Origin of the sequence: Paenibacillus faecis (genome assembly GCF_008084145.1) — a bacterium.
GTDB lineage: Bacteria > Bacillota > Bacilli > Paenibacillales > Paenibacillaceae > Fontibacillus > Fontibacillus faecis.
Genome location: NZ_VSDO01000003.1, coordinates 705,645 through 730,703 on the forward strand (window position 1 = coordinate 705,645; position 25,059 = coordinate 730,703).

Genomic DNA, 25,059 nt, shown 5'->3' on the forward strand with positions numbered 1-25,059 from the left:
TCCTACTCATCCGTTGACCGTCGTTGGTACATGACAACGGACACGATCGATAACACAACCGTCCAGGCCAAAATAATGAGGAGCGGTTTTAATAAATCTCCTGTCGTAAAGCCTGTGCTCTCTATGCTCAGCAAACGCACAAGTTGAACGCTTGGGGTGTACTCCAGCACTTGGAAAATCGGAAAATCATCTGCCAGCAGCACTCCCCAGGGCGCCCCGGAGAATACGAATGCCACAGGAATGATGGATAACGATGCATCCAGCAGCGTCCTGGAGAATAACCCGCAGATCGTTCCGACCGCAATGTAAAGGATGATCGAAAGAATAACGGCCGTCGCAAAAGCCCATATATTGACCGGCGTATATTCGAATATATACGTAGAAACCGTCAGAATCACCGCAGACATGACAAAGACCAGACTGCTTTTACCGATTAAAACGTCCAGGGACGTGGCCGGAGTCATCATTAATGATCTTAACGTGCTACGCTCCTTTTCTTCCGCAATCAAGCAGGCTTGTGCGAAACAGGTCAGCAGCACAAACGAAAGATTAAGAACGGTAGCAAAAGTTCCAGCCACGGAAGCTAAGGGTAAAGACGAATCTACACCTCGAATAAGGAGTGCGAGAATAATAGGGAGAGTCAGCATAATGGAGAGCCCGTAATTGCGCGAAAACTCTTTATAATCCTTCACAAATATCGCGCGCACACGTTTAAATGAGATACTCGTACTCATAGCAGCTCACTTCCCGCTTTCGAATAAGTTCTACTTGGATCACACCCATGAACACCACTTCCTTGGAGTTGATACCTTAAGCATATAAGGATCGCGTGCTCCAAGCCATCAAAACCCGCCGAAATGTAGCTATTGTCGCCTGAACGGTACCCTGGAATGCCTGACGGATTCCATATTGCCCCGGAAATTAAAGATGAAGAAGCGACTTTAATTCCTGCAATTTTGAACGGGATAACGGAACCACGGCGTCTTTACCCGTACTTAATCGCAAGCTGTAGCTGTTCTTCGTCCATGTAATGATTTCTCTTACCTTTTGCAGATTCACGATGTAGGATCGGTGACACCTGAAAAAGCCGAAATTGTTCAATCTCTGCTCGAGCTCGGTTAGCGTCAAAGCGCAGACATAATTTTCTCCACCTACATGCACGAGGACCGAACCATCCATACTTTCTATGTAGTCGACTTCAGGCGGATCGAATAGAATCACCTTGTCGTTTTTTTTCGTATAAATCTTCTGCAGGGTGATGTTGGCCCGATCTTGTTCCTGCGCTTCCTGCTTATCTTCTTCCGAGTCCCGAATATCCAGTGGATGAAATCCGAGCTCGTTCAAACGATAGATGACATCACAGGAAATCATGGCGTCTTCTAAATTCGAAGTTAACATCAAAATCCGTTTCTCTTTCGAGAGGTCATCCAAAATCCGTTTAAAATGGCGGCGATCTTCTTCTTCCAAGTAAAAATAAGGTTCCTCCAAAACAATCGTAGGCTGATGCGCAAAAAAGACACGCAGCAAGGTGACGTACATTCTTTTCGATGAGCTTAGATCCTTGATTTTCACCTTCCGCTCTTCCTTTAAACCAAAATATTCTATTAACCGTGCGGCACGGTCATTCCGCTCTGTTACATTGATTAGAAAAGTGATTAATTCCTCCACCGATAAATGCATATACTCGTTTTGCCCCGCTCGAAATAAATAATACCGGGAATGATCCTCTAACTGATTCATGATAAGCTGCTTTCGCTTCAAGTCCGTTATAATGCCGACCGATTGGTTCGAGGTCATATTGAATTCGATCTTGGGTAGAAGTAATTTCCCATGCTCATAGATCGGTTGAAATTGCATGCCGTCCTCCTAGTCCGTGCCGCTATAGGATGTATATAACAATTATAATGTCGGGGTGCCTATTTGAAAAATATAACGGGTTCCTATCGGGAGCCCCAGCCCTCCTCCTCACATCAAGGATGTGAGGACCCGCTAACAAGCAGCGGCCATTCCACCTTTAGTTAAATCGCCGGCGGCTCCCGCGATCCGGAACGATTGATAACTCGTGTCCATGAACAGCCGAATGGCCTTAGAAGCACACAAACGAGCCAATCCGGTTCAAATCGATGCCGAAGTACCCCCAGAAGAAGCCGAACCATCTATACCCTGCAACCGAAGTACGCCCGACGAATACCGGGAAGAACCAGAATTGCTCACCGTTGTTCAGCCAGATGTAGGTGTTGCGGAATAGGCAGCGTCTGATCCCTCCGGGATCAACGGCAAATGTGGCAGTTTGCATTTGCGGTACGAATTGCGGAGGAGGACTTGTCGGCGCCTGAACGCCTCCCGGCGCACCCCCCGGAAATCCCCCTGGAAATCCACCTGGAAATCCCGGTCCTCCCGGTACACCCGGTCCGCCTGGAAATCCTCCACCCGTCCCTGGCGCTGGAAAAAACCCCATATATGATCGCTCCTTTCAATGATTAGGCATAATCATCATATGCATTCGCGGAAAGAGCGCTTGGGTGAACGCCCATAAAAAACATTCAGCCGCAGCTTTCTAAAATCATAATCACCCGTCTTAGGCTATAAGCCATTATTACCGGCTCGCGTCTAAAGAAGCTAGCTTTCACTTTGTCAAGCTACTATGCCGTTGCCGCTTTTGCCTCCCCCTGAAGGGATGCGTTTATTACTAGTCGCCTTCAGACAACCTGGATACTATAGAATTCCTGCATATGTGCATGTTTTTTTCTTGTTTAAGGCCAAAATTTCAAAATTCCTGCAAATCTGCAGGAATTTTCGACGAAACCGGCTCGTTTCTCTAAAATCGCTGGAAATTCCTGCGGATTTGCATCTTTTTTCGCATCCCCTCGGGGATCGGCCTAAAATACCTGCAGATTTGCATCTTTTTGGAGTTGGAAGCACATAGCAGGTGGTTTATTGTTTCGCACGCTTCGCGTGCTCAACTGGCTAAAGCCGCTAATAAAAACAACCGCCGCCGGTTTTGAGCCGACAACGGTTGTTTTGTTTTGCAGCTTAAATCGATATCTTCTTAGTCAATCAGTCCGGTCGTCTTCAACAAGCGTTGGATCATCGCGGCGGCTTCCGCCCGCGTCATCTTCGCTTGCGGCTTCAAGAGTTGGCCGTTGCCACCTTCGGTAATTCCTTCGGAGATCAGCAGCGCGACCGCTTCCTTCGCCCAATTCGATACCTTGTTGCCGTCGCCGTATCCGGACAGTACGGCATTCATTTGTTCCGTATTCATCGACGCTTCCGGTCTGATCAGGCGGTAGGCGCGCGCGATCATCGCCATTCCCTGCTCTCTCGTAATGTACGCTTCGCCATGGAACGCGCCATCGTCATAACCGAGCACGATGCCGGATTCGCTGGCGATCGTGACTGCCGCATGGTACCAGGTCGATGAAGGCACATCGCGGAAAGCGTTTTGCTCTACATCCTGGCGCATCAGACCCAAGCCTTTGACGATAAATACCGCAAATTCGGAGCGGTTAATATCGCGGTTTGGCGTGAAGGTATTGTTGCCCGTTCCTTCAATCACCAACCGGGCTCCGATATCATTGGCGCTAGCTTTCGCCCAGTGGTTCAACACATCGTCATAATTCTTCGGATTCCAAATGACGGAGTAGGTTCCACTGCCGCGCAAATCGTTGATTCTCGCAAAATAACGGTTGTTGATCTTCGTGACTACCGTCGGCACGTGGAACACGCTGCCGTCCGGGTTTACGATAACGCCGGTGGTGATCCGGCTCGGATCAACGCCTTCCGGCAAAGCGATATATTTGGCGGCATAACTGTTCAGTTTACCCGCCTTGATCGTTTGTCCGCCATGCGTGAAGGACAGGTCCAGATCGACCGGATGGACGAGCAGTTCATAGCCGTTTTTAGCCGCCACTTCACGCGCGAGTTGATTCAATTCGTTCGAAGCCCGTTTGATGTTGACGTTGACGGCGATGTCGCTCAGCGAAGCGTTGCCGAATTGGCCGGCGATGCGGTTCAGGTTCAGTTGTCCCGCAGGAAGCGGATAAATCGCCAGCAGATTCTCGATCTCCAGGCTGGAGCCGGAATCCTTCAGCTCTTTCAACTGCTGTACCGTCAATCCTTGCACCGTCAAATCGCCGTTGTTCGGAACGCTGATGGACAGCTTTTGTCCTTTTCCGCCCGCGAGAACGCCGGACAGTTTGCCCGCATCTACAGTTACAGTCGTTTGCGTACGGTCGCCCGTTTGCGTTACCGTGCCTGTAGCAAACGGTACTTGCTGCCCATTGACCGTCGTGACAAGATCGAGCGGCTTGCTCACCTGTCCCGTGCCGGTCGATGGCGAAGTGGTCACCGTGCCGCCACTGCTGGAACCGCCGCTGCCGCCGTTATCGGAGCCGCTGCTGTACGCGCGGTACACCGTGACTTTGTACTCCTTCGAAACGTTGTTCTCATCCGTGACTAGGATGTAAATGTCGTTCGAGCCGGGATTCAGAACGCCGCTGAATTCGCCGCTCGTCACTGCTTGCGGTTTACCGTTCGCACCCACACGAATCTCAATCTTCGCGTTCGGATTCTGCGCCGTCGGCTTGAACTGAATCTGATACACGCTGTTCGTTACGCTCATCGTGTAGGAAGCTGTATCCGGATTGAACTCAGGATACAGGCTGCCTGTGGACGGCACCAACGATCCCAGCTTGTTGTTGGCCGCCGGCGAGTCTTCGTGAGTGATTTCGATGGTATACTCGTTAATTAGGTTGCCAGCCGTGTCTTCAACTTTGACCTGAACCAGATTTCTCTGCCCCACATTCAATGGAAGCTTGCTCCATTGTTCCGCAGGGTATTCCGTTCCGTTGACGTAAACCTTCACCTGTGTACCATTCGGATATTCGACCGTTGGGTTCAGGCCAATGCCGTATACGTCATTCGTTACGGTAGCCGTGTAATGCTTGTACTGATTCGGGTTAAACTCAGGGCTTACCTTGATGTCTTTCGTACCGTCTTCAGTTAGTCCGACAAGCTCCCAATCTTTCAGTTCCCCGCCGATTTTCACCAGGTTCTTCTCGGCATTGTCCAACGCGGTTTTGACTTGGTCTACTTGTTCTTGCGTTGCATTTGAATCCGCGAAGACTTCTCTCGCTTTCTTCAATACATCCTGCATTGCTTGCCAGCTTTCCGTGGTGTAATCTTCGGCTTTCAGATTGCCGTTCTCAAGTTTGCCGTCCATATCCGAGATTTTGGCTTCAAGGGCGGATTTATCGACGATTTCCGGAACTGTAGTGTCAACCTTCAAACTCACTTTCACCAGTTCCGAGTATTTTCCATCCTTGGCCGCTCCTATTTCGACATCATAAACTCCGTCCGGCAAGTCTTGCTCCGGTTGAACGCTCCAATTCCCGTCCACGTCAGCTTTTGTTGTCAGGATAAGGCCATCCTTTAACTTCACCATTATTTCCGAACCTGGCGTTGCGGTTCCCTTAAATTGCGGTTTGCCGGTATTCACTGTTCCGCGTGGCTCGGTCAGCGTCACCGTTGGCTTGGTTGTATCTACTTTTACGTCCATTTTGAACGGTTCCGATGTTTTACCGCCATACGTCGCGGTAACCTCAACATTGTAAGTGCCATCCGGCAGGTCTTGCTCCGGTTGAACGCTCCAGTTGCCGTGTTCATCCGCTTCCGCGGTCAAAGTAATTCCTTCGCTTACTTTTACCGTCACTGTGGAGCCTGGAGTCGCCGTTCCCTTAAATTGCGGTTTGCCGGTACTCACTGTTCCGTTCGGTTCCGTCAGCGTCACCGTTGGAGTAGCGCCAATTTTATTGGTAACTTCCTTATTAAAATCAAGGACAGAGGCACCATGGGTTCCTTTTAAGTTACCTTCTGCATGCTTATACTCCAGTTTTACGGTATCAGTCGGTTTGAGCTCTTTCGACAGCGTCAATTTCACTTTGTTGCCTTCTACGACAACTTTGCTGATATCGACCGGCTCTTGGGTGTCACCAACTGTAATTAAAAAACCATCTTTAGTAGCATCTGTTGCAATCTCTTGATCAAAGCTCAGCACGATCTCGTTGCCGCCAGCGGTGATCTCCTCAAGCGTTACGGTCTCCGGCTCCGGGGCCAGTACTCCATATGTAAAAAATTGCCCATCTGCCAACCCTTCCGGTACTGTAGCCACATAATGCGAAATGCCGTTAATCGCTTTAATTTCAAATTCATAACTTTTAGCATGGTCAGGTGTAAAGTCAGTTTCACTATCGCTTACGAACAATTTCTCCAATTTCGGGATATTGTTCTCCGGAATAGCAACTTGAACTTGTCCCACCTGCCCGGTGTTTTGCACCTTCCACACACGTTGAGCACGGTATTCCTTTGTGTCACCGATCTGCTGATCAAAAAGCAATGGTTTGCCATTATCGCCCCAGATCAGATACTGCTTGTCCGTAAGTGAATTTCCATTAGCCTCATTGGTTTCGGCAAACACACCAGCAGCAATGGCCACTTGCGGCACACCTGCGTTAACGCTGCGACTTTGTCTCTGGTCAAGGCCCTCCACGCTGTCGCGGCCGATACCTGCAATGTTGTACTTGTAAGTGGCATCTACCTGCCACACAGGATTACCATCGGTGTCAACGTAATTACTGCCGCCTTTATTCAGCGTGATTCCATACTTTACCGCTAAATAGGTCTCTATTTTCGCTGCATCGGCACTTGTCAATTGATCGTATAAAATAATTTCCGCGACATCGGCGCCAAGACCCAACCAATCATCAGAACCCCCATTCGTAGCTCCAATGACAGGTGTGAACGTTATGTCGCCAAAATCGCTCGGTCTTGTAATTGGCACCGATTCCCCGTCCAACTTGGCGGAATGACTGCTACTGCTTACGTCGGCGATTTCAAAGTTCACTAGTTGAGGTCGTGTTCTGTTTACAGGTCTAAAATAATTATAAACCCCGGTGGTTCCATTTCCCGTAGTGAAGTCATCACCATAGCCGCCCATTATAATTACACCGTTTGTTTGACCGGCATTTTTATCCTTTCCCCCAACCAGTGCTCCTGCACTGCCGGAGTCAGGAGTCTTATAGACAGCAAAGCCTGATTTGAAAGTGATTGGCTTATCTCCAATCAGTTTTACTGACTTACTGTAATGCCCAATTCTTGGAATGTCATTGTTATAAAATTTGATACTTGGGTTGAAGTTAATCCCACTTGCATTCACTGTCGGGATTCTCGCCTCTTGGCCCGCTGGAACATCCATATCAAACCTTATCGGATTCGCCGATTTATCGCTCCATCCTGCCAGTTTTCCATCCGGAGCATCCAGGCCGTCATCCGCCTTCAACCACACCACGGGAGCCTTTGTACTAGCTCCGCCCGGGTTTTTAGGATCGGCTTCCGCCGCCTTCGCCACCGGCGCGAACGCAGCGGGAAATCCGCTTACGACCACAACAAACGCCAGCAAAACCATAAGCTGCTTTTTCCAAAAAAACTTGCTGCTACGTGTAGACACGTAATCTCATCCCCCTGTTCATTTCGTACCTCCTGGTATGTATAAACCGCTGGAGAGCAAATGGAACAGGCTTCCCACAGAGAGATCCACCTGCCTGTCTCATACATTTGCAGGAGGATTTGAATTTTGCATACACATTTCGGGTGTTTGTCCTTCAGTCCTATTGTCGCGATCCTGAGCATTATCATTACGGCACTATGTTTGAATCAAATCGGTTCCAACTTCCCCCTCTCCCTATGACGTTGGGCACAACGGAACAAAAATGACTAAATTTTACACACCCTTATAGACCAGCATAACTACCTCGCCTATACAAAAACTATACAAATTATGGTTCTTGGTATGGCAATCTGACCGGTGGAATCGTTCTCGCGCATGAAAGAAAGAACTGCCTGGCAGGGATTTTTTTACATTCTACCTTGCCTGTTCCTCGATCACCTGTTCAATCCCGAGCAAAATCACCTTCAAGCCGAACTCAAACGCCTTGTCGGTCCCCATCAGTTCGAACAGCCCGCTCGTGAACATTCTCCGGAACAGCCCCGCATCCGTCTCGCTCATGGAATCCAGCAGGTGAATCATTTGCTCGCCCGGAAGCGCCTCCGCTCCCTGTTCCTCAAGAATCGCAGAGACATTGCGCTGGTGCTCATAATCGTCCAGAACGAAGTTGTAGACATAGTTCATAAGCGTGAGAACCACTTGCACTTTCTGCTCTGGTTCGAGCGGCGTCGATTCCACGCAGCGCAGCATACGATTGTTGAACCGGATGATATCCGCTTCATGGGGCAGCGTCGACATCATGAGCTGCGTGGAGCAAGGATACCGGCCGAGCACGCTTCGAACCGTTACGGCAAGCCCCTTCAGTTGCTCCTTCCAGTCCCCCTCGGAGTGAAACTCCTCTAGAATCACGCTCGATACCTGGTTGGCCAGACGCTGGTAGAGATGCTGCTTGCTCTTGAAGTGCCAGTACAGAGAGGGAGCCTGAATCCCCAGCCGGCCGGCCAATCGTCGCATACTGAATTTCTCGATGCCATCCTCTTGAAGAAGCTCCCACGAGGCTTCCAAAATCTTATCCTCCGAAATCTGAGGCTGCTGTTTTTTCATCATTATCCGCCCTTTTATCTAACAGTGTAAGTTTATGCTTTACATGATCCTATGCCCATGTTATCATCTAACACTGTAAGGCTCAACCTAACGGTGTTAGATTGGTTGTAAAATATATATGAAAGTGGTGAACCCCATGGATGCGGAAAACCTCCATTACTTTGAAAAAGCACCCGTCGCAAAAGCTGTAGCTCACTTCGCTGTACCGATGATGCTCGGCACGTCAATGAGTGTCATCTATTCCATTTTGAACGCCTATTTTCTGGGTACGCTTCACAATACCGCCATGTTAACCGCACTCGCGCTTACCCTGCCGTTATTCGCCATCATTATGGCGCTAGGCAACTTGCTTGGCATAGGTGGCGGCACATTCATCTCCCGTTTGCTGGGAGAGAAGAAATATGATGACGTCAAGCATGTGTCTTCATTCGCTTTTTACAGCAGCCTGGTTCTCGGTATGATCGTGATGGCCGTCGGCCTCCCGTTGATCGATCTCATCGTTCATGGCTTGGGGGCAACGCCCGACTCCTTCGGATTTACGAAGGACTATGTCACGATGATGCTGGTGGGTTCACCTTTCGTCATCTTATTTTTCACGCTGGAAAATATCGTGCGTTCGGAAGGTGCGGCCATCACGTCGATGATCGGTATGATGCTCAGTGTCCTCGTTAATATTATTCTGGATGCGCTCGTCATCTTCGTTTTCCACTGGGGCGTGATCGGCGTTGCGTCCGCTACGGTTATTTCCAACCTGGTCGCGAGTGCCTTCTACGCCTTCCATATGGGAGCCAAGAGCCAATTCTTGACCATCTCCGTAAAATGGTTCAAAGCTACCAAGGAGGTTCTGAGCAATGTGTTCAAAATTGGAACCCCCGTCTTTATTATGAGTATCTTTTTGGGGGCGATGTCGCTCATCTTTAACCATTTTCTTGTTGAGTATGGAGATTCGGCCGTAGCGGCTTACGGTATCTCGTCACGTTTAATGCAATTTCCCGAGTTTATTCTGATGGGGTTATGCGAGGGAGTCGTGCCGCTCATTGCCTTCTCGTTTACAGCGAATAAATTACGGATGAAGCATACGATCGGGTTTACGATCAAAACGATTGCGGCGTTAGCCGTCGTGTTCGGCGTCATCGTCTATCTGATCTCCGACCACTTGATCGGTTTATTTACGAATGACCCGCAATTAATCGAAATGGGCAGCTATATTCTGCATGTCACGTTCCTATCCTTGTTCATTTCAGGAATGACCACCTTGTTCACGGGGATCTTTCAAGCCACAGCCCAAGGAACCGCCGCGTTAATCATGTCGGTTATTCAAGGAGCGACTCTGATTCCCGTATTGTTTATCGCCAATCAGACGAACGGCTTTCACGGGGTCGTCTGGTCACTCGTCATTGCGGATGCCGTCGCGTTCCTTGTCGGGGCCGCCATGCTGTATGTTCTGCGGAACAAGTTGCAGCCGGATATAGAAAGTTTGGTGCAGTAAGAAATCTATCCTACGCAAGAGGACAGGATTCGGGGCTTTCCGATCCTGTCCTTTTTACGTATTCTTCACCCAAGTTTTGGGGTTTTCCTGTATGATGGGGCTATGAAAAAAATATTATCTTTCATGGATTGGGGGGTATTCGCCCTTCGTTCGTACCATTATATTCTGCTGTTGTCCCGGATTCTGCCAGGAAGTGAACTTTCAACCCGAACGCTAATTAACGTGATCTGGCTGAGCATAGCCCTTGTTACCCCTTTGCTGTTCTGGTTTCCCGGGCGCCGGATGAACAAAGTCTGGTTTTGCATACTGGAGCTGTTGCTTGGCGGTTCTTATTATGTGCATTCTGTCATGGATCCGACCCTGACTTCAAAAGCGGACTATTTGCTGCCGAGTCTTACAATGGGATACTTATTAACGAAGCCAACCCTCTGGATCATTCCCTTACTCGCGGTCATTCCATTTTTCTTTCAGTCCTACTTAAAAATATCTTGGGAGCAAACTCTAAGTGTCGGAACAGACAACCTGCTGTTCTGCTTCATCGGGATGTGGGCAAGCTTCGTGGCCAATGCGTATGTGCAGAAGAATAGACTGGCAGCCGAAGTGGAGCGTCAAAACAAGCTCTTAACCCACTACTCGGCCGAGATCGAGAAAATGACTCTGCTTGAAGAGCGCAACCGCATGTCCAAGGAGCTTCATGACACTCTGGGTCATTCCTTTATCTCACTCATCTTGAGCCTGGATGCTTCTATTGCTCTGATGGACAGCAAGCCTGTCGAGGCCAAAGACCGGCTGATTCGCTTAAGGGCATTGGCCGAAACGAATCTGGACGATATGAGAAACATCGTACACGAGATCGGAGAAGAAGAGGAATCCCGTCTGATCCGACAGGTTGAATCCCTTGCGGCCCGTTTCCGGGAACACACGGGTACAGCCCTGACTTTGAGTCTGCCGGAGACGGAGCGGTCTATACGTTTTGATATACGGCAAGCGGTCCTGCGGGTCATCCAGGAGTCTTTTACAAATGCGCTAAAACACGGAAAAGCTACTCAACTGCATCTGGAGCTTGGATATTCTGAGAGCCATCTTCATTTGTCCGTACGAAATAACGGTATACCGATCGACAAGTTCCATTATGGTTTCGGATTGACCGCGATGAAACATCGGGTCGAGCGGTTGGGAGGCCGCCTGCACCTATCATCCGGGAAGGGAATTCCCACGATCACCGAGGTGAGATGCGAAATCCCGCTGAAAGGAGTGATGCCGCATGGTGAAGATTAAAGTGCTGCTTGCGGATGATCAAGAGTTGATTCTCGAGAGCTTGCATATCGTGCTGTCCATGGAAGAGGATTTAGAAATTGTCGGGTTAGCCAAAAATGGAGAAGAAGCCCTAAAGGCCTGCGAGCAGTTTAAACCGGATATGGTGTTGATGGATGTCAACATGCCGGTCATGGACGGCGTCGCCGCAACGGCTCTGATTAAAGAGCGAATGCCGGCAACCAAAATCATCATGCTGACCTCCTATAAAGAAGTGGAATATGTGTTAGCGGCGTTAAGCCATGGAGCGGAAGGTTATCTCCTCAAAGCCATTCATCCCCGAGACCTGGCGGCAGGCATACGGGTGGTTCAGGCGGGGGGAACTTTAATTACGCAGGAAATGGCGAGTAAAATGATCAAGAACATCAACCGCACCACCCCTCCGAAAAATAATGAGTTCGGGCTCTCCGGCCGTGAAATTGAAGTGATGCATAAGCTGGCTGCCGGCCTGCGTAATCAAGAAATCGCCGAGGCGTTGTATCTTAGCGAAGGGACGGTTAAAAATTATATCTCCGCGATTTATTCGAAGCTCCATGTGAAAGGAAGACGGGAGGCCGCCCGTAAAGCACGCGATTCGGGAATTTTGGATCGTTGAGAAGCCGCTTTTTTGAAGCTAGCCGCAGATTAAATTATGACCAAAGCGCACTGTCCCTTTATGACTTTTTCAGCCTATACTCATAGCATTCTACAACAGGGAGAGTGATGTAAGGCATGAAGAAAAAAGGGTCTGAAAATAAAGGGCTGCCGCATAATGGCAAAAAGTTGAGCGCTTGGAGTTTATTTTGGGGCTTTCCCCTCGTTTGGATGATTGCGGGAGCTATCGGCATCATTCTCATAGATGCGTTATTCCGGCAGTTGACAGCGCAATTCGATGGGATCGTTTCCCTTATTTTTACTCTAATAACGGGGTTTCTTGCCATCTTGGTTTATAAGCTCACGCTGACCTGCCTTGCGCGGCGGTCCACCCCAGAGATATCTGGACAGCGCGCAGGGATTGAAACGGTTCTGGGCGTACTAATCGGGACCCTTTTTATCACGGGATCCGCTTTTATTATTATGGCTCTGGGAGGGTACTCCTTTCAGTGGGCGGGTTCCACGGATACGAGTTTTGTTCTGATTTCCTCCATTGAAGCAGCTTTAGGAGCAGCCGTTATCGAGGAACTCATCTTTCGGGGACTTATGTTGCAAGCCATCGATAAATTAGGGGGAAAAACGCTCGCACTTGCCGTGACCTCACTATTCTTTGGAGTCGCCCATCTTGGCAATGCAGGCGCAACCTTATGGAGCGCGCTCGCCATAGCCCTGGAAGCAGGGCTTCTGCTCGGAGCCGCTTTCTTGTGGCGGCGGAACTTGTGGTTTACGATGGGATTGCATTTTGCTTGGAATGCCGTTGAAGGCTTGCTTGGTATTCCTGTTTCCGGACACGCCGCTAACGGTCTATTTACTGTAAAGGTCAACGGTGCCGCACTTCTCACGGGGGGCGACTTTGGACTTGAAGGCTCTATTGTTCCGGTCGTAATCAGTCTTCTGATCTCTATTCCTATGCTCATAACTTTCTATGCCCATTTTGACAATGGAAGGAAGAGAATGGTAGATTCAAAATAATACTATTTCTTTAATCCGGGTGGGCCTATGAGAAAAAAATTGCAAATTTATATATCGTCTACTTACTACGATCTTATTGAAGAAAGACATACCGCTGTGGAAGCCGTACTTCGAGCCGGTCATATCCCTGCGGGAATCGAACAATCCTTCAAGGAAAGTCCGATCCATATTAGGAAGCGATGGATCGACGAGTCGGATGTCTATATGCTGATTCTCGGAGGATTCTATGGTTTAACGCTTCCTGATGATGAATCCAAGAGCTACACGCAGTGGGAATACGAGTATGCCGGAGAAACGGGCAAACCCCGATTTGCTTTTGTGGTCACGGATGAAGCCTTAAGACAAAAGCCATACGACTTCTCGGCAATTGAATACTATCAGGAGTTCCAGGAGTTTAAGCAAGCGGTCATGGAACAAGTCCCTATCTATTATGTTGAAGATGTACGGCATATTATGATGGTACTTCGTGACCAATTGCCGGTGTATGCTGCAAGAGACGATTTGTCTGGCTGGGTTTCCGGCAAGGATATCCCGGACGTTCCAAAGCTGTTGGAAGAGAATGCGAGATTAAAAGCGGAGTTGGAGAAAAAGAAACCATAACCACCATCAAACGGGTGGTTTGCTCTAAGGCTATAAGCCTTTATTACCGGCTCGCGTCTTAATGGCGCTAGCTTTCGCTACGTTCAAGCTACTATGCCGTTGCCGCTTTTGCCTACCCCTGAGGGGGTGCGATGATTACTAGTACCCCTTCAGACAACCTTGATAACATAGAATTCCTGCATATGTGCATGTTTTTTTCTTGTTTGGGGCCCAAAATTTCAAAATTCCTGCAAATCTGCAGGAATTTTCGACGAAACCGGCCCGTTTCTCTAAAATCGCTGGAAATTCCTGCAGATTTGCATCTTTTTTCGCATTCCCTTGAGGACCGGCCTAAAATACCTGCAGATTTGCATCTTTTTGGAGTTCGAAGCTTAGTCAACACACTAGGCGCCTCTTGGGATGTGACATATCACTTCGATTAGCCATTAAGCCACCCCTTGGTTTTTTAGTGTCTAACGCTCAGGCATAGATCTCCCCTCTTTTCGCCCTACTTATCTCAATTCAGATTTAACAACTCCTCTAAGGTAAACCTGCCTACAACTTCAAAGCCATTCCCTCGCCCTCTTGGTTTTATAACAACCGTGCCTAAGCTTGGAATTTCCCCTAATCCCATCCCTTGAGGGAAACTGTGAGCAATAATCACTTTGTTGGTCTTAGGAGACGGTAATGCTTCTAATTTAGAAGTTAGGTCTTTGAAAGTTGATTGCTGCTCGGCGGGAGGCAAGGAAGCGTTTAATTTATACACTCTGACCCAGAACGGGTCGGTTTGAACCTGGTCCTGGCTAAAGGCCAATGCTGCGGTTTCCTTTGTCCGGCAAAAGGGACTAGCCAGAACGGGGGTCTGGATCGGAATTTGCAAACTGCGCAGCTCCTCACCAAATTGGACAGCTTGTCTTCTTCCAGCCTCGGAGAGATTTCTTTGGGTGGAGCAATCATTGAAATCAAGATTCGGTAAGTCCTCCCCTACTGTTGCATCCCCATGCCTTACATACAGGATATAACCTCCTTGACGAAGTGAATTTAGCAACGAGGAGTCCAGGGGCCTTGATTCCGAAACGCCCCCTGATGCTCCAGCCGGTTGTGTGAGCATCAGGAGCAGTACGCCAAAGATACTTGTGAAAAATAATCCTTTCATTTTTTAAAACCTCCTTCAGGTACGTATTTACCATGAAATAGTGTCTGCAAGGAGGTGAAAGTTAAAACAGATAAGGGACAAATTGTTCAACTTATCCGCCTTTTTAGGATTACAAATGGCTTCAAAACGGCTCCACAATTTTTTGACCAATCAGTCCGAATATATTTGACTGTTCGGTCCGGAAAGTGATATAGTAATCCTAGACCTTCCCCCTTGGATCATGCACCCATTCTCTCAAGAAAGCGAGGCCACTGAAATGAGTACCTTGTCTTACGAGCAAGCTGAACGGCTCATTCAACTTTTCGCAGACCGTTATATTCGTAAGGATTATGATGCATTTCTCGATTTGTTTACTGACGCTATCGTCTTTGAATTCCCTTATGCCCAGGAACCGAATCCTAAACGTCTGGATGGGAAGGCCTCGCTGCAGCAGTATCTCGAGAAGCTGGAAAAGGTGCTTGAAATCACTTCATTCACCAAACCGGTCATTCATGTAGCGGCCGGCGCTCCGGTGTTCTTTGCCCAATTTGAAGCGAGCGGCAGCAACCTGCTCACAGGCGGATCTTATGAACAAAGCTATATATCCGTAGTCGAAGTTCAAGATGGCAGGATTGTCCGCTACCAGGACTACTGGAATCCACTAGCAGTCAATTGAAACCCGACATGAATGAGAACTAAAGGAGATAATCATATGCCTAATGAATCATCCACTCGTTTTCTGCTAACCGGAGGACAGGGCAAGACTTCCTCCCGTATCGCACAGCTGCTGCACAGTCAGGGCTATCTGGTTCGAAGAGCCGGACGCAGCATCCCCAAGCCCGGGGATCAACAAGTCGGCGAACACGTCCCCTTCGACTGGTTTGACGACTCGAACCATGATGACCTCCTGCAGGACGTCCATGCCGTATATCTGGTCGCGCCTGCGAGCCTGCATCCTGAAGAAGTCATGATTCCTTTTATCCGCAGAGCACTGGACGCTTCGGTTAAGCGCTTCGTCCTGTTATCCAGTGCCTCGATTCCGGAGGATGGCCCCATCTTCGGTGGCGTTCACCGTTATCTGCATGACCATGCCCCCGAGTGGGCCGTATTGCGCCCCTCCTACTTCATGCAGAACTTCACGGAACCCAGCCACGGGCACGGGTACTCTTTGCGCCACAGCGGGCGCATTTATACGGCAGCGGGAGACGGCAAGATCGGCTTCGTCGACGCCGATGATATCGCAGCGGTTGGCTTCCACGCCCTGACCGACAAGGAGCCCCCTAACCGGGAACTCCTCATTACGGGCCCGGAATCCCTCACTTATGATGATGTGGCCGGCGTGATCCGCAAGGTTACCGGTCTGGACGCCAAGCATATTCGTGTTACACCGGAGCAACTCACTGAGAGACATAAGGCTTCCGGCCTGCCGGAGAGCTATGCCGAATACCTGGCTGGAATGGATGTCCGTATTCGCTTGGAGGGAATGGAGGATCGGGTAACGGACACGGTACTTCGTATAACCGGTCGAGAGCCGCGATCCCTGGAGCAATTCATTTCGGAGCATAAGACGTCGTTTCATCTCATTAATCAAATGGTACCTTAAGATAAAGAAGGCTCTCCTGTCATCACCATTTAAGATGACCCTAGGAGAGCCTTTTGACGTTTACACTTCGTTGAGATCTACCGCTTTGCTGCCTTGTCCTTGTATCGTCCGGAAGACCGACAGTACCATCTGTAGAATGGCAACCAGCCTCGGCTCATCCATTCCCAGCTTGGCTGACGTGATCAGGGCGATCCGCTCATGCACCAGGAACCGGGCCAGGTCTCGGATGTTCACCTCCGGGTCCAGTCCCCCTTCTTCCACCGCGCGTTCCAGCATAGTGTAAAAGATCTGTTCCGACAGCTCGATACTCTCGTGCAAATAAGCAGCCAGCTCCTCATGATGAGGCGCCTGCTCGATCGCGCTGCTGATAATGAAGCATTGCAGGCGCAATTCGGGGTCCACGAGCACTTTAATGATGGTTGTGAATGCGAGTTCCACCTTTTCAACGACCGTTCCCGGTCCCTCGCAATGCTGCTTCAACTCCTGATTCTTCTGATCCATATAATGTCGGACTGCTGCGAAAAACAACTCCCACTTCGTTCCATACGTATCATATATACTTTGGCGGGCAATGCCCAATCCTTGGATTAAATCCGGCAGCGAGGTGCCTTCATAGCCGCGATTTCCAAAAACATGCATGGCTTTATAAAGGATCTCATTCGTATCAAACGCCTTCGTTCTTGCCACCACTCACCCCCCTTTCTTCAGTTCCACCTATAAGCAATTATACTATAATTGCTGGCGAACCCGCTTCTTCCGCCTGGATGCTACCGAACCGTAAATTCATCACGTGTTAATCTTGACAATCCATTTATCTATAGTTATTGTAGACACATTAAGTCTACGATAAAAAATGCTGGAGCCTTATGCTACGAATTTTAAAACCTTAAAAGGAGCGGGTACCATGAAGAATGAATTATTTGATGCGGCGGTATGGGAACGGGCTTGGAAGGAAGATTCACAAACGGCAGTGATGAGAATGAAACATGCGGGGATTGATCCCACCCGCTCTTTTGACCATAAAGCCCAGGCGTTCAATAAGGAGGTCTTCAGCGAAGGAGGCAGACGCAGAGCCAAACGGATTATCGGATGGCTGGAGGACCAAGGGGTCACTTTTGCGGGGAAATCGGTATTGGATATCGGTGCGGCCTCCGGAGGTTTTGCGCTGCCCTTTGCCGAGAGGGGAGCTGAAGTTACGGCCCTTGAGCCGAACTTACCGCTGGTTGAACTGATGAAAGACAATGTAGCCGGGTCCGCAACCGGGAACATTAAGATCGTAACCAAACCGTTTGAGGACATTGATGTTCAGACTAACGGATGGGAAAAGGCGTTTGATCTCGTCTTCGTCTCCATGTGCCCCGTATGGAGCAACTGGGATGATGTCGAGAAGGTGCTAAGCTGTGCCCGGGAATTTTGCTATTTGAGCACCATGGTAGGCTCTGCGGAGCACAGTCTGTTGGATGAAGTATGGCCTCTTGTTAACGACCGCCCCCGCACGAACGAAGTGATGGATATGGCCTATTTGTCCCATATCCTGCTGCTTAAGGGTTATGCTTACCAGTCACTGGTTACGAGGGAAATGCAGACCATGGTGGTATCCCATGCCGTGGCGTTGGAAGAGGTCATGACTATGCTGCAAACGTCCAGTCGATCGGCAGATGAGCAAGCGCGGGTGCGCCGCATCGTCCTGGAGCATCTGGAGCGCAATTATCCTTCCGGCGAGGTGACCGTCCGGAAGGGAGGACGGTTCGGCAAGGTGCTGGTCCGCCTGCAAAACCAACAGATGTACAGCAGAGATTGAGGGAAAAAATCCAAAATAGTATCATTTTTTGATACGTTTTAAAGTTATTATAAACCCATCAAGTGAAAGACATTTTAAAAAAGAGGATGGGATCAAAGCATGGGAGCAAAAGGAAAAAGGATTGCATACTGGATAGTCACTTCATTTTTCGCCGTATCGATGCTGTTAAGTGGTTTGGGCCAACTGATGAAATTAGGAGAAAATGTCGAGTTGGTAGAAAATATCGGTTACCCGTTGTACATCATGAATATTCTTGGGGGTTGGAAAATACTCGCGGTTATTGCTATCGTTCTTCCAGGTTTTCCTCGGCTTAAAGAATGGGCCCATGCCGGTGTCTTCTTTTTAATGACAGGCGCGGCTTTATCTCATGCTTTCGCTAGCGACTACGGTACTTTCGGGTTCAATATTATCCTTCCGCTTTTCTATGCGGCCCTCAATATCGCCTCATGGGCGCTGAGACCAGAAAGCCGCATCCTGGGGATTTTACTTGGGGACCCTGAAAAACGTGCGCAAAAACAAAGATTCAACAATACGGTGACTCGGACTCCCAAATAGAAGACGAACCGCGAATTCCAGATTGCGACCAGTTCAGCTAAAAAGGCCTTCCTTTTTCAGGAGGGCCCCTTCTTTTTTCCATTTAAGAAATACACTAGCTTCAAACTGGCAACTCAAAGTGTTATGCCCTTCCCATGCCCCGGGAATACCCTTTTTTCGTTTGTCCTTCTTAGTTGCGACCAACTAATATCAACCTTTTCGTTCGATTCAATAATCAACTGGTTTTGGAAAGGCAAATCACCCGTAAAAATCCCTACCCCCTCGATTACAATACTGATGGAATCATCTGAGTGACCTGGTGTATGGAGGATATAACCTGGCATGCCTACTTTCTCAAAAAATGCCGATGTATCGTTTTCGTTGATTATGTTTCGTGGGTTAATTACAATTTCCTTAAAATCGTGAAGCTTTCTCATGGATTCATTGGCGGATTCGAGAAAATCCAGTTGCGTTCTGCCGATGATTAATTCAACGCCCATGGCTTGAATCTCTTGTGCGATTCCACAATGATCAGGATGAAAGTGAGTAACCATCAAATGATGAATATCCTTCAATTGGATTCCAAACTTTCGCAGTTGGCTCATCATCTTTCCAAGCGTACCCGGCAAGCCCGTATCGATTAGCAGATACTTTTCTTGATATTCAACCGCATAATAATTTGTCGAACCATAACCCATATTTAATACATTCATCGGGCCCTCCATTTTATCGTTCATATCGGTTGATATAGAGATCGCCCACAACTTTTGCATTAGGATGAAATCGACCATAGGATTGATATACATCATTTGCCCATTTTAATATCATCATTTCAAGATCTTTTAGCTTAAGTCCTACCAAGTCCGTAACCGTGACTTCTCCTCTTTCTTGAACAGGCAATGTGGGGATCAAAACATCCGGATGGGACAATTTGTATTGATCCATGATATGGCTTAACTGAGGTGTTTTTGAATACGTCCATTCTATATTTTTTTCAAGAATTAAATATTGTCTGGTGAGATGAAAATTGTTGTTCCATTGCCCATGAACCTCCGAATGTTGCAAACAATGGGCATCGGCAAATATAAATGGAAACAGACCGGTTCCACCCACAAAGTTACTTGCCATATCATTGAAAATGTCAAAACATTCAAATACTCCGCCTTTGGTTTTTGCCCCACAAAATTGGCATCTCCCGTAATCCTTCAACTTTACGCCGTTTTTCTGGGCTTGTCGCTCTATACTCTGCATAGACTCACCTTAATCACCCCTTATTACCACTATAAGGGTTAACGCTACGTTAAAGTCAATCAGCATCCTCCGCCCTAACGGGGTTGACGGCGAAGAGGGAATGAATGTTGCCTTCTGGATCCGCAAAGAAGCCCGTGGTATGCCCCCAGGGCATCACCTTCGGCGCCGTTATCCCTACAGCCCCTTTTGCAACAAAAGCATCATACCTAACGTAGACATCCTCAGGAGAATCACATTCGAAGTTAAGCTCAAACGCTTGCCCTTTACGCTCTTCTAGAAAAGAATGGTGACCGTTTGTGTTATCTGCCATTAAGGGTCCCGAGAAAATGGCTAGTCGGACGCCGTCATTCTCAAATTCAGTGTAATGCTCTTCTTCTATAAGCACCTTAAATCCCAGGACATCACGATAAAAGCTGGTCAATCCAGGAACATCACGCGCCAAAACCGTGATTCCTTCTAATTTTACTCTCATGCCCATTCTCCCATCATCCCTATTTGACTTGTTCAACTAGCAGCATTGCCAATCATACACGACTTGTGAAAAATCCCTATTTCTTAGTGCATCCTTTGGAATCGAGAAAACACAGTTCCCGGCATCCCCGAACATAATTCCGCATTCATCATCGATATCCAGTTGCAATAAGAGGAAATCATCGTCGTCAAAACCCAAATAGTCATTCTGAACAAAATACGGATACCCGCCAACTCTGCTATTACTGCTATAGCAATCATCGCTCAACTTCTCATATTCTGCTTCTGAAAGCTCATTCTTAAAAGTTTCCCGAAATAAATCCAAGGAGGAGGACATAGGCATTTCCCTTGTTTTAAAATACATCTTTCCACTATGTGAGAAGGGGAGATTCCCCTCATACTCTTCGTTTTCATAAGGATTTTTCTTTAGTAAATGCTCTTCATTTTCCTCATAATCTTCTATATATCTTACAAGAACTGGACTATCCAAACCAAACATATCATCATTTGCAACGTAAAACTGCAGCAGCCCTCGTTCTGGCAGTTCATCTAGCTTTTCGAGGTCTGCGAGATTGATTTGCGCTAAAAACAACATCGGCTCTCCAGCTTCATCCATCGGATAATCTTTAATGTTTTTTAAATAGGGACATCCGCCTAGTTTACTCTCCCAAGGCTTTGTTTCTTCCCGTTTAAAATGGATCTCGTTACTATACCTAAACGTTTTTTTAATGATAGGCTCATGCTTTTTCAAAATTTCAGGAATTTCGTAGGTTATCAATTTAAATCCTCCGATCCGATATTTGACTTCCAAAATCCATTTCATAATCCTATAAAAGTACTCCAGAGTACCGCATACCGCCTGTCCGGCTGATCAGGGTACCCGTATTATTTAACGAGGAGAGGCAACCCGCACGCTAAATTGGGAATAATCCTCTTCCTATTAAATTTGCAGTGACAGGCTTCTTCCCCATTTCACGTGACCATACTGATAATTGGCCGATGTGGTGAATCTCGTGAGCGATAACGTGCCGCAATACTTCGCCATATTTATGAGCTTCTTGTTCCCCTTCATCCGTGATATCAATCATAATCAGGTCCTCCAGGCTGTCGTTCCAATCATAGATAAACGGTGCAACTTCAGTGTGGCAACGGTCGGAGAAGTCTTTGATTTGTTGCAAGCTGGTCAACTCCTCGAAAGGAGGGATTTTAATGTCTTTCCCCTGAATTCCCCCGCATATCCAGCCATACTCGACTGCCACAATGTGATACAAAGTGGGTAAAATGTATCCGATCCCGCCCGTGCGTCTTTTCATTAATTCCTCCTCGTTCACCGTATCACACCAAGCAAACCAATCCTTGCGAACCTGCCAGTTATATTCGAACAGTTTCAACATATCGCAACCTCCTATTCAACGATGTCCACCCCCTGATCGGGTTAATACGGGAGTGTCTTCAGGTATCAGCGACCGTACTGTGAGGCAAAAAAGCGATCGATCATTTTTTTCGTTTCGCTTGGAAGCCTCAACTGAACGGCCTTTCCGTCTTCATCAAAGGTAAAATGCCCCTTAAAGGCCTCCGGCATATCTTGATACTGTTTCTCGACTTGTTGCCGTACTTTTTCAAAACAGGGATAACCGTATTTTTTAACGAGGAGAGGCAGCCCGAAGGCAGACCTTAAAAACTCATATTCTTGGTAGTTATAAGGGGTAGACTCCGGCCTTTTTACCAAAATCTTAAGGAAATGATCCATGACCTTGTCGATCTCTTCTTCTGAAGCATCATGTGCTAATCCATGGATCGCGAGCAGTTTCATGTCCAAGTATCGTTCTTTTTTATAGGCTTTCTGAAAAAAATCTTTCAATTCCAATTCCTTGCACCGGATTAGACCGTACAGAATTTGATTTCGCAATGCGATATTCTTCAATTTAAAATACAGCTCCTCGATCAAAGCTGCTTCGTCTGCTGTTAAAAACTCATAGGTTACCCCGCCTATTGCGCTGATAAACTTAGCGTCATTTTCACGAAGGGGGGCAGTCGTTAGATACTTCATGGATTCCTTGTGAAGCTGTTGATTGGAAGACATAGCGCCATAACTCCTTTGATCATATATCTTAATTCCATTATAAAGCTCATTTTTCCTGAATCTACCTACTATATACCTGTATTCTCATTTAAAAAGGGTACGGGGTGGACGTGTCATGTAAGCGTGAAAAAACACATCCTAAATTGGAATATGGACCAAAAAGGATGTGTTTTCCTGTCTTACTATAAGGTTGGATAGGTGCTACATTAAGAAGCCTTGGCGGCCACAGCTTTTTGGATTAATGCTTTTGCTTCGTTAACAGAAAGACCTTGTTTAGGTTGAAGCAGGTTTTTGTCTGCTGCATTAAGAATACCTTTGTCAACCAGTTTTGCCATGGATTCAACCGCATAGGCGGAAACGGTTTCGCCATCTTCAAAACCTGCAAGGATCGCAGCCGCATTTTTATCGGAAGCTGGATGGTTTAACAGGTTGGCAAGAATCATAGCCGCTTCTTCACGAGTGATCTCACGATCCGGATTGAAGTTACCATCGTAGCCTTGAATGAATCCGGCATGAGCAGCTTCAGCGATGGCATCCGCATAGGCAGCGTCAGCAGCAACATCCTTAAATGCAGGCGCTGTGGCTACCTCGTTGAGTTTCAACATGTCTACCAGTGCACTTACAAATTCAGCGCGGGAAATGAATTCTGTTGCTGTTGCAGGTGGTTCAGTTGGCTCTGTAGATGTGGCAGCCAGATTCGTGATACGTCCTTCCTTTTTCGCCTCAATCTTACCGCCTTTAAACGTATCTACAATGTACTGGTAGAATACATCCAGATCGATCGGGCCTGCCAAGGAGGATTTGGCATCCACCAACACTTTATAGTTATCTCCACCCGCTGCCATAAAGTTGTTAACTATCGCCATATATGTTTTTTCAGGATCAATAGGTGTGCCATCCTCAAGACTAAGACTAGTGACACGCTCCGCAACCGGCTTATTGAAATCTGCAGTGTACTTCAAGCCGGAAATTTGTAGTGTTTTTGTGTTTGGCGTACCGTCGGCATTGGTTCCCCATTGCTGCTCCAACAACGTTTGAATTTGTTTACCGGTCAGCTCTAGCTTCACCAAAGTATTGCCAAAAGGTTGGATTTTAGCAAGATCGGCAAAGGTCACATCGCCTTGCGGCAGATCCGCACGAATACCGCCTGGGTTCATAAATGCAAAGTCAGCAGGACCTGCCTTATCGCCAAAGTCCGCTTGGCGCATGGCATCCGCAATGAGGTTCCCTAGAGGCGCTTCGTTATTATAGGCGTCTGTACGAGTGACAGAACCGTCTGTTGTACCTACCGGCTTCGTCAACTCAGGATGTTTGTCTAAAGATTTTTTAATAATAGCTAAAGATTCGGGGTCTTCTTTTACACCCTCCTGAAAAGTCGTTGTCACGGTAGCTGATTTCTCGGTGACATCCCCCGTCGTAGGGTCGATCATCAACTTAATATCTTCAAATGCCGTACCATAAGAATAGGCTTGAACGATCAATTTTCCATTCACTTCACCGTTGGCAAATGCATGATTGTCACCCGCAACGATAACGTCCACAGGGGAATCCGCCGGCAAAGCCTTTGCTAAATCCGCCGCTTCTCCCGTTGTTACGCCTTCTTTGGTTGTTGCCGGATCATGCGCCAGGACGATGATCGTCTCCACACCTTGATCTTGCAATTCTTTGGCATATTTATTGACCGCTTCGACTTCTTCTTCTGCGCTTAAGAAACGTACGCCCGCTGTGCCGGATGGAGATACTTTAGCGGGTGTAGCCTTGGTCACCAATCCGATAAATCCGATTTTGACGCCGCCCACTTCTTTAATCACATAGGGCTTAAGCAAGGTTTTGCCCGTGGAAGTTTCAATGACGTTGGCATTGACATAATCAAACTTTGCACCGGCATGAGTTACCTTGCCTTCTTTGGGGTCAAGGCCGCCAAAGATTTGTGCTTTTAATGCCGCGATACCCTGGTCGAATTCATGATTGCCTAAGGAAGCCACATCAAAGCCCATCATATTCATCCATTCCATCGTAGGCTCATCCCGATCTAGAGAAGAGACTGGAGCGGATGCGCCAACCGAATCTCCATTATGAAAGAGTAGGGAGTGTTTATATTTGGCTTGAGCTTCTTTTAGATAGGTTGCTAGAATCGGAGCTGTTCCTACTTTTTTATCATTAACGATCGATGTGGTATCTAACTGACCGTGCAGGTCATTGATTCCAATCAAGTGTACTTCGACATCTTGGCTTGCAGCCGAGACAGAACCTGCCGCGCCCAATAGCTGGGAAAGCAATAGTGCTGCAGCGGCCACACGAACAGTGCTTTTACCCACATTCTTTTTCCATGACATAAGTTACAAAACCCCTCTCCAGTTTCTACTCCTGACAACTCTAACATGATTAAATTCAGAAACATCGTAGACTGTATGAAATCTATGTAAAAAAAGTTGAAAAAATTCGTATGCTCGATGTTCCCAAGCCATCTTATTTTTTGCACTTTGTTCATTCATGTTTGGACGATAAATCCCCCTTTATTCAAGACTTTTCCGACTTAAGAAAGCGTATACAATTCTAAAGTAGAATTCATGGTACCATATAATGGAA

At 47.7% G+C, this 25,059-nt stretch carries 23 protein-coding genes; 9 read left to right on the forward strand and 14 right to left on the reverse strand.

Annotation, left to right across the window (positions count from 1 at the left end; genetic code table 11):
- Window positions 1-2: 2 nt before the first annotated feature.
- The 5 genes from FRY98_RS16550 to FRY98_RS16570 form a co-directional block, all read right to left on the reverse strand.
- A complete protein-coding gene (locus tag FRY98_RS16550; RefSeq protein WP_148453915.1) occupies window positions 3-734 on the reverse strand; it encodes an ABC transporter permease in 732 nt (243 codons plus the stop codon).
- Window positions 735-921: 187 nt separating this feature from the next.
- Window positions 922-1,857: a LytTR family transcriptional regulator DNA-binding domain-containing protein gene (locus tag FRY98_RS16555; protein ID WP_148453917.1), complete on the reverse strand. Its 936-nt coding sequence runs from the start codon at window positions 1,855-1,857 to the stop codon at window positions 922-924.
- 229 nt (window positions 1,858-2,086) lie between these two features.
- Window positions 2,087-2,458: a collagen-like protein gene (locus FRY98_RS16560; protein WP_148453919.1), complete on the reverse strand. Its 372-nt coding sequence runs from the start codon at window positions 2,456-2,458 to the stop codon at window positions 2,087-2,089.
- 591 nt (window positions 2,459-3,049) lie between these two features.
- A complete protein-coding gene (locus FRY98_RS16565; RefSeq protein ID WP_170287109.1) occupies window positions 3,050-6,838 on the reverse strand; it encodes a DUF8202 domain-containing protein in 3,789 nt (1,262 codons plus the stop codon).
- A gap of 1,080 nt (window positions 6,839-7,918) precedes the next feature.
- Complete coding sequence (locus FRY98_RS16570; protein WP_148454564.1) at window positions 7,919-8,605, reverse strand: TetR/AcrR family transcriptional regulator C-terminal domain-containing protein; 687 nt, start codon at window positions 8,603-8,605, stop codon at window positions 7,919-7,921.
- 136 nt (window positions 8,606-8,741) lie between these two features.
- Here FRY98_RS16570 and FRY98_RS16575 point away from each other — a divergent pair, with 136 nt between their 5' ends.
- From FRY98_RS16575 to FRY98_RS16595, 5 genes are all read left to right on the forward strand, one after another.
- On the forward strand, window positions 8,742-10,094 hold the full coding sequence (locus tag FRY98_RS16575) for an MATE family efflux transporter (RefSeq protein WP_148453923.1): 1,353 nt from the start codon (window positions 8,742-8,744) through the stop codon (window positions 10,092-10,094).
- Between the two features lie 102 nt (window positions 10,095-10,196).
- Window positions 10,197-11,372, forward strand: coding sequence for a sensor histidine kinase (locus FRY98_RS16580; RefSeq protein WP_170287110.1), 1,176 nt, complete (start codon window positions 10,197-10,199; stop codon window positions 11,370-11,372).
- Window positions 11,359-12,003, forward strand: a complete 645-nt coding sequence (locus FRY98_RS16585; RefSeq protein ID WP_148453925.1) for a response regulator transcription factor — start codon at window positions 11,359-11,361, stop codon at window positions 12,001-12,003. Before FRY98_RS16580 ends, FRY98_RS16585 begins: the two co-directional genes overlap by 14 nt.
- Before the next feature lie 116 nt (window positions 12,004-12,119).
- The gene (locus FRY98_RS16590) at window positions 12,120-13,013 is read left to right on the forward strand and encodes a CPBP family intramembrane glutamic endopeptidase (protein ID WP_148453927.1); all 894 of its coding nucleotides are present in this window, start codon (window positions 12,120-12,122) and stop codon (window positions 13,011-13,013) included.
- Window positions 13,014-13,040: 27 nt separating this feature from the next.
- Entirely contained in the window at window positions 13,041-13,613 is a 573-nt protein-coding gene (locus tag FRY98_RS16595) for a DUF4062 domain-containing protein (protein ID WP_148453929.1), read from the forward strand.
- Window positions 13,614-14,109: 496 nt separating this feature from the next.
- On the opposite strand, the gene FRY98_RS16600 is transcribed toward FRY98_RS16595, so the two are convergent.
- On the reverse strand, window positions 14,110-14,748 hold the full coding sequence (locus FRY98_RS16600; protein WP_170287111.1) for a histidine phosphatase family protein: 639 nt from the start codon (window positions 14,746-14,748) through the stop codon (window positions 14,110-14,112).
- 256 nt (window positions 14,749-15,004) lie between these two features.
- Between FRY98_RS16600 and FRY98_RS16605 the strand changes: the two genes are divergently transcribed.
- Both FRY98_RS16605 and FRY98_RS16610 read left to right on the forward strand, forming a co-directional pair.
- Window positions 15,005-15,403 (forward strand): nuclear transport factor 2 family protein, encoded by a 399-nt coding sequence (locus tag FRY98_RS16605; protein WP_170287112.1) that lies wholly within the window; start codon window positions 15,005-15,007, stop codon window positions 15,401-15,403.
- A gap of 36 nt (window positions 15,404-15,439) precedes the next feature.
- Window positions 15,440-16,330 (forward strand): NmrA family NAD(P)-binding protein, encoded by an 891-nt coding sequence (locus FRY98_RS16610; protein ID WP_148453933.1) that lies wholly within the window; start codon window positions 15,440-15,442, stop codon window positions 16,328-16,330.
- 60 nt (window positions 16,331-16,390) lie between these two features.
- On the opposite strand, the gene FRY98_RS16615 is transcribed toward FRY98_RS16610, so the two are convergent.
- Window positions 16,391-17,017, reverse strand: a complete 627-nt coding sequence (locus FRY98_RS16615; RefSeq protein ID WP_148453935.1) for a TetR/AcrR family transcriptional regulator — start codon at window positions 17,015-17,017, stop codon at window positions 16,391-16,393.
- 217 nt (window positions 17,018-17,234) lie between these two features.
- On the opposite strand from FRY98_RS16615, the gene FRY98_RS16620 reads away from it, so the two are divergent.
- Together FRY98_RS16620 and FRY98_RS16625 are read left to right on the forward strand one after the other, a co-directional pair.
- Window positions 17,235-18,131 (forward strand): class I SAM-dependent methyltransferase, encoded by an 897-nt coding sequence (locus FRY98_RS16620; RefSeq protein ID WP_148453937.1) that lies wholly within the window; start codon window positions 17,235-17,237, stop codon window positions 18,129-18,131.
- Between the two features lie 99 nt (window positions 18,132-18,230).
- Window positions 18,231-18,686, forward strand: coding sequence for a DoxX family protein (locus FRY98_RS16625; protein ID WP_148453939.1), 456 nt, complete (start codon window positions 18,231-18,233; stop codon window positions 18,684-18,686).
- Window positions 18,687-18,799: 113 nt separating this feature from the next.
- Here FRY98_RS16625 and FRY98_RS16630 read toward each other — a convergent pair whose 3' ends face one another.
- From FRY98_RS16630 to FRY98_RS16660, 7 genes are all read right to left on the reverse strand, one after another.
- Entirely contained in the window at window positions 18,800-19,378 is a 579-nt protein-coding gene (locus FRY98_RS16630) for an MBL fold metallo-hydrolase (RefSeq protein ID WP_170287113.1), read from the reverse strand.
- 13 nt (window positions 19,379-19,391) lie between these two features.
- A complete protein-coding gene (locus FRY98_RS16635) occupies window positions 19,392-19,916 on the reverse strand; it encodes a DUF5946 family protein (RefSeq protein ID WP_148453943.1) in 525 nt (174 codons plus the stop codon).
- A gap of 55 nt (window positions 19,917-19,971) precedes the next feature.
- Window positions 19,972-20,388 (reverse strand): VOC family protein, encoded by a 417-nt coding sequence (locus FRY98_RS16640; protein WP_148453945.1) that lies wholly within the window; start codon window positions 20,386-20,388, stop codon window positions 19,972-19,974.
- Between the two features lie 36 nt (window positions 20,389-20,424).
- Entirely contained in the window at window positions 20,425-21,210 is a 786-nt protein-coding gene (locus FRY98_RS16645; RefSeq protein ID WP_225039060.1) for a YwqG family protein, read from the reverse strand.
- A 91-nt stretch (window positions 21,211-21,301) separates the two neighbouring features.
- Entirely contained in the window at window positions 21,302-21,781 is a 480-nt protein-coding gene (locus tag FRY98_RS16650) for a DinB family protein (RefSeq protein ID WP_148453947.1), read from the reverse strand.
- Between the two features lie 65 nt (window positions 21,782-21,846).
- Window positions 21,847-22,470, reverse strand: coding sequence for a hypothetical protein (locus FRY98_RS28985; RefSeq protein ID WP_225039061.1), 624 nt, complete (start codon window positions 22,468-22,470; stop codon window positions 21,847-21,849).
- A gap of 206 nt (window positions 22,471-22,676) precedes the next feature.
- Window positions 22,677-24,806 (reverse strand): 5'-nucleotidase C-terminal domain-containing protein, encoded by a 2,130-nt coding sequence (locus FRY98_RS16660; RefSeq protein WP_148453949.1) that lies wholly within the window; start codon window positions 24,804-24,806, stop codon window positions 22,677-22,679.
- Window positions 24,807-25,059 lie beyond the last annotated feature (253 nt).

What these genes read in the sequence shown, in the direction of transcription:
- FRY98_RS16550 (WP_148453915.1), bottom strand. Translation starts at nt 734, where the DNA reads ATGAGTACGAGTATCTCATTTAAACGTGTGCGCGCGATATTTGTGAAG.
- FRY98_RS16555 (WP_148453917.1), bottom strand. Translation starts at nt 1,857, where the DNA reads ATGCAATTTCAACCGATCTATGAGCATGGGAAATTACTTCTACCCAAG.
- FRY98_RS16560 (WP_148453919.1), bottom strand. Translation starts at nt 2,458, where the DNA reads ATGGGGTTTTTTCCAGCGCCAGGGACGGGTGGAGGATTTCCAGGCGGA.
- FRY98_RS16570 (WP_148454564.1), bottom strand. Translation starts at nt 8,605, where the DNA reads ATGAAAAAACAGCAGCCTCAGATTTCGGAGGATAAGATTTTGGAAGCC.
- FRY98_RS16575 (WP_148453923.1), top strand. Translation starts at nt 8,742, where the DNA reads ATGGATGCGGAAAACCTCCATTACTTTGAAAAAGCACCCGTCGCAAAA.
- FRY98_RS16580 (WP_170287110.1), top strand. Translation starts at nt 10,197, where the DNA reads ATGAAAAAAATATTATCTTTCATGGATTGGGGGGTATTCGCCCTTCGT.
- FRY98_RS16585 (WP_148453925.1), top strand. Translation starts at nt 11,359, where the DNA reads ATGGTGAAGATTAAAGTGCTGCTTGCGGATGATCAAGAGTTGATTCTC.
- FRY98_RS16590 (WP_148453927.1), top strand. Translation starts at nt 12,120, where the DNA reads ATGAAGAAAAAAGGGTCTGAAAATAAAGGGCTGCCGCATAATGGCAAA.
- FRY98_RS16595 (WP_148453929.1), top strand. Translation starts at nt 13,041, where the DNA reads ATGAGAAAAAAATTGCAAATTTATATATCGTCTACTTACTACGATCTT.
- FRY98_RS16600 (WP_170287111.1), bottom strand. Translation starts at nt 14,748, where the DNA reads ATGAAAGGATTATTTTTCACAAGTATCTTTGGCGTACTGCTCCTGATG.
- FRY98_RS16605 (WP_170287112.1), top strand. Translation starts at nt 15,005, where the DNA reads ATGAGTACCTTGTCTTACGAGCAAGCTGAACGGCTCATTCAACTTTTC.
- FRY98_RS16610 (WP_148453933.1), top strand. Translation starts at nt 15,440, where the DNA reads ATGCCTAATGAATCATCCACTCGTTTTCTGCTAACCGGAGGACAGGGC.
- FRY98_RS16620 (WP_148453937.1), top strand. Translation starts at nt 17,235, where the DNA reads ATGAAGAATGAATTATTTGATGCGGCGGTATGGGAACGGGCTTGGAAG.
- FRY98_RS16625 (WP_148453939.1), top strand. Translation starts at nt 18,231, where the DNA reads ATGGGAGCAAAAGGAAAAAGGATTGCATACTGGATAGTCACTTCATTT.
- FRY98_RS16630 (WP_170287113.1), bottom strand. Translation starts at nt 19,378, where the DNA reads ATGAATGTATTAAATATGGGTTATGGTTCGACAAATTATTATGCGGTT.
- FRY98_RS16635 (WP_148453943.1), bottom strand. Translation starts at nt 19,916, where the DNA reads ATGCAGAGTATAGAGCGACAAGCCCAGAAAAACGGCGTAAAGTTGAAG.
- FRY98_RS16640 (WP_148453945.1), bottom strand. Translation starts at nt 20,388, where the DNA reads ATGAGAGTAAAATTAGAAGGAATCACGGTTTTGGCGCGTGATGTTCCT.
- FRY98_RS16645 (WP_225039060.1), bottom strand. Translation starts at nt 21,210, where the DNA reads ATGAAATGGATTTTGGAAGTCAAATATCGGATCGGAGGATTTAAATTG.
- FRY98_RS16650 (WP_148453947.1), bottom strand. Translation starts at nt 21,781, where the DNA reads ATGTTGAAACTGTTCGAATATAACTGGCAGGTTCGCAAGGATTGGTTT.
- FRY98_RS28985 (WP_225039061.1), bottom strand. Translation starts at nt 22,470, where the DNA reads ATGTCTTCCAATCAACAGCTTCACAAGGAATCCATGAAGTATCTAACG.
- FRY98_RS16660 (WP_148453949.1), bottom strand. Translation starts at nt 24,806, where the DNA reads ATGTCATGGAAAAAGAATGTGGGTAAAAGCACTGTTCGTGTGGCCGCT.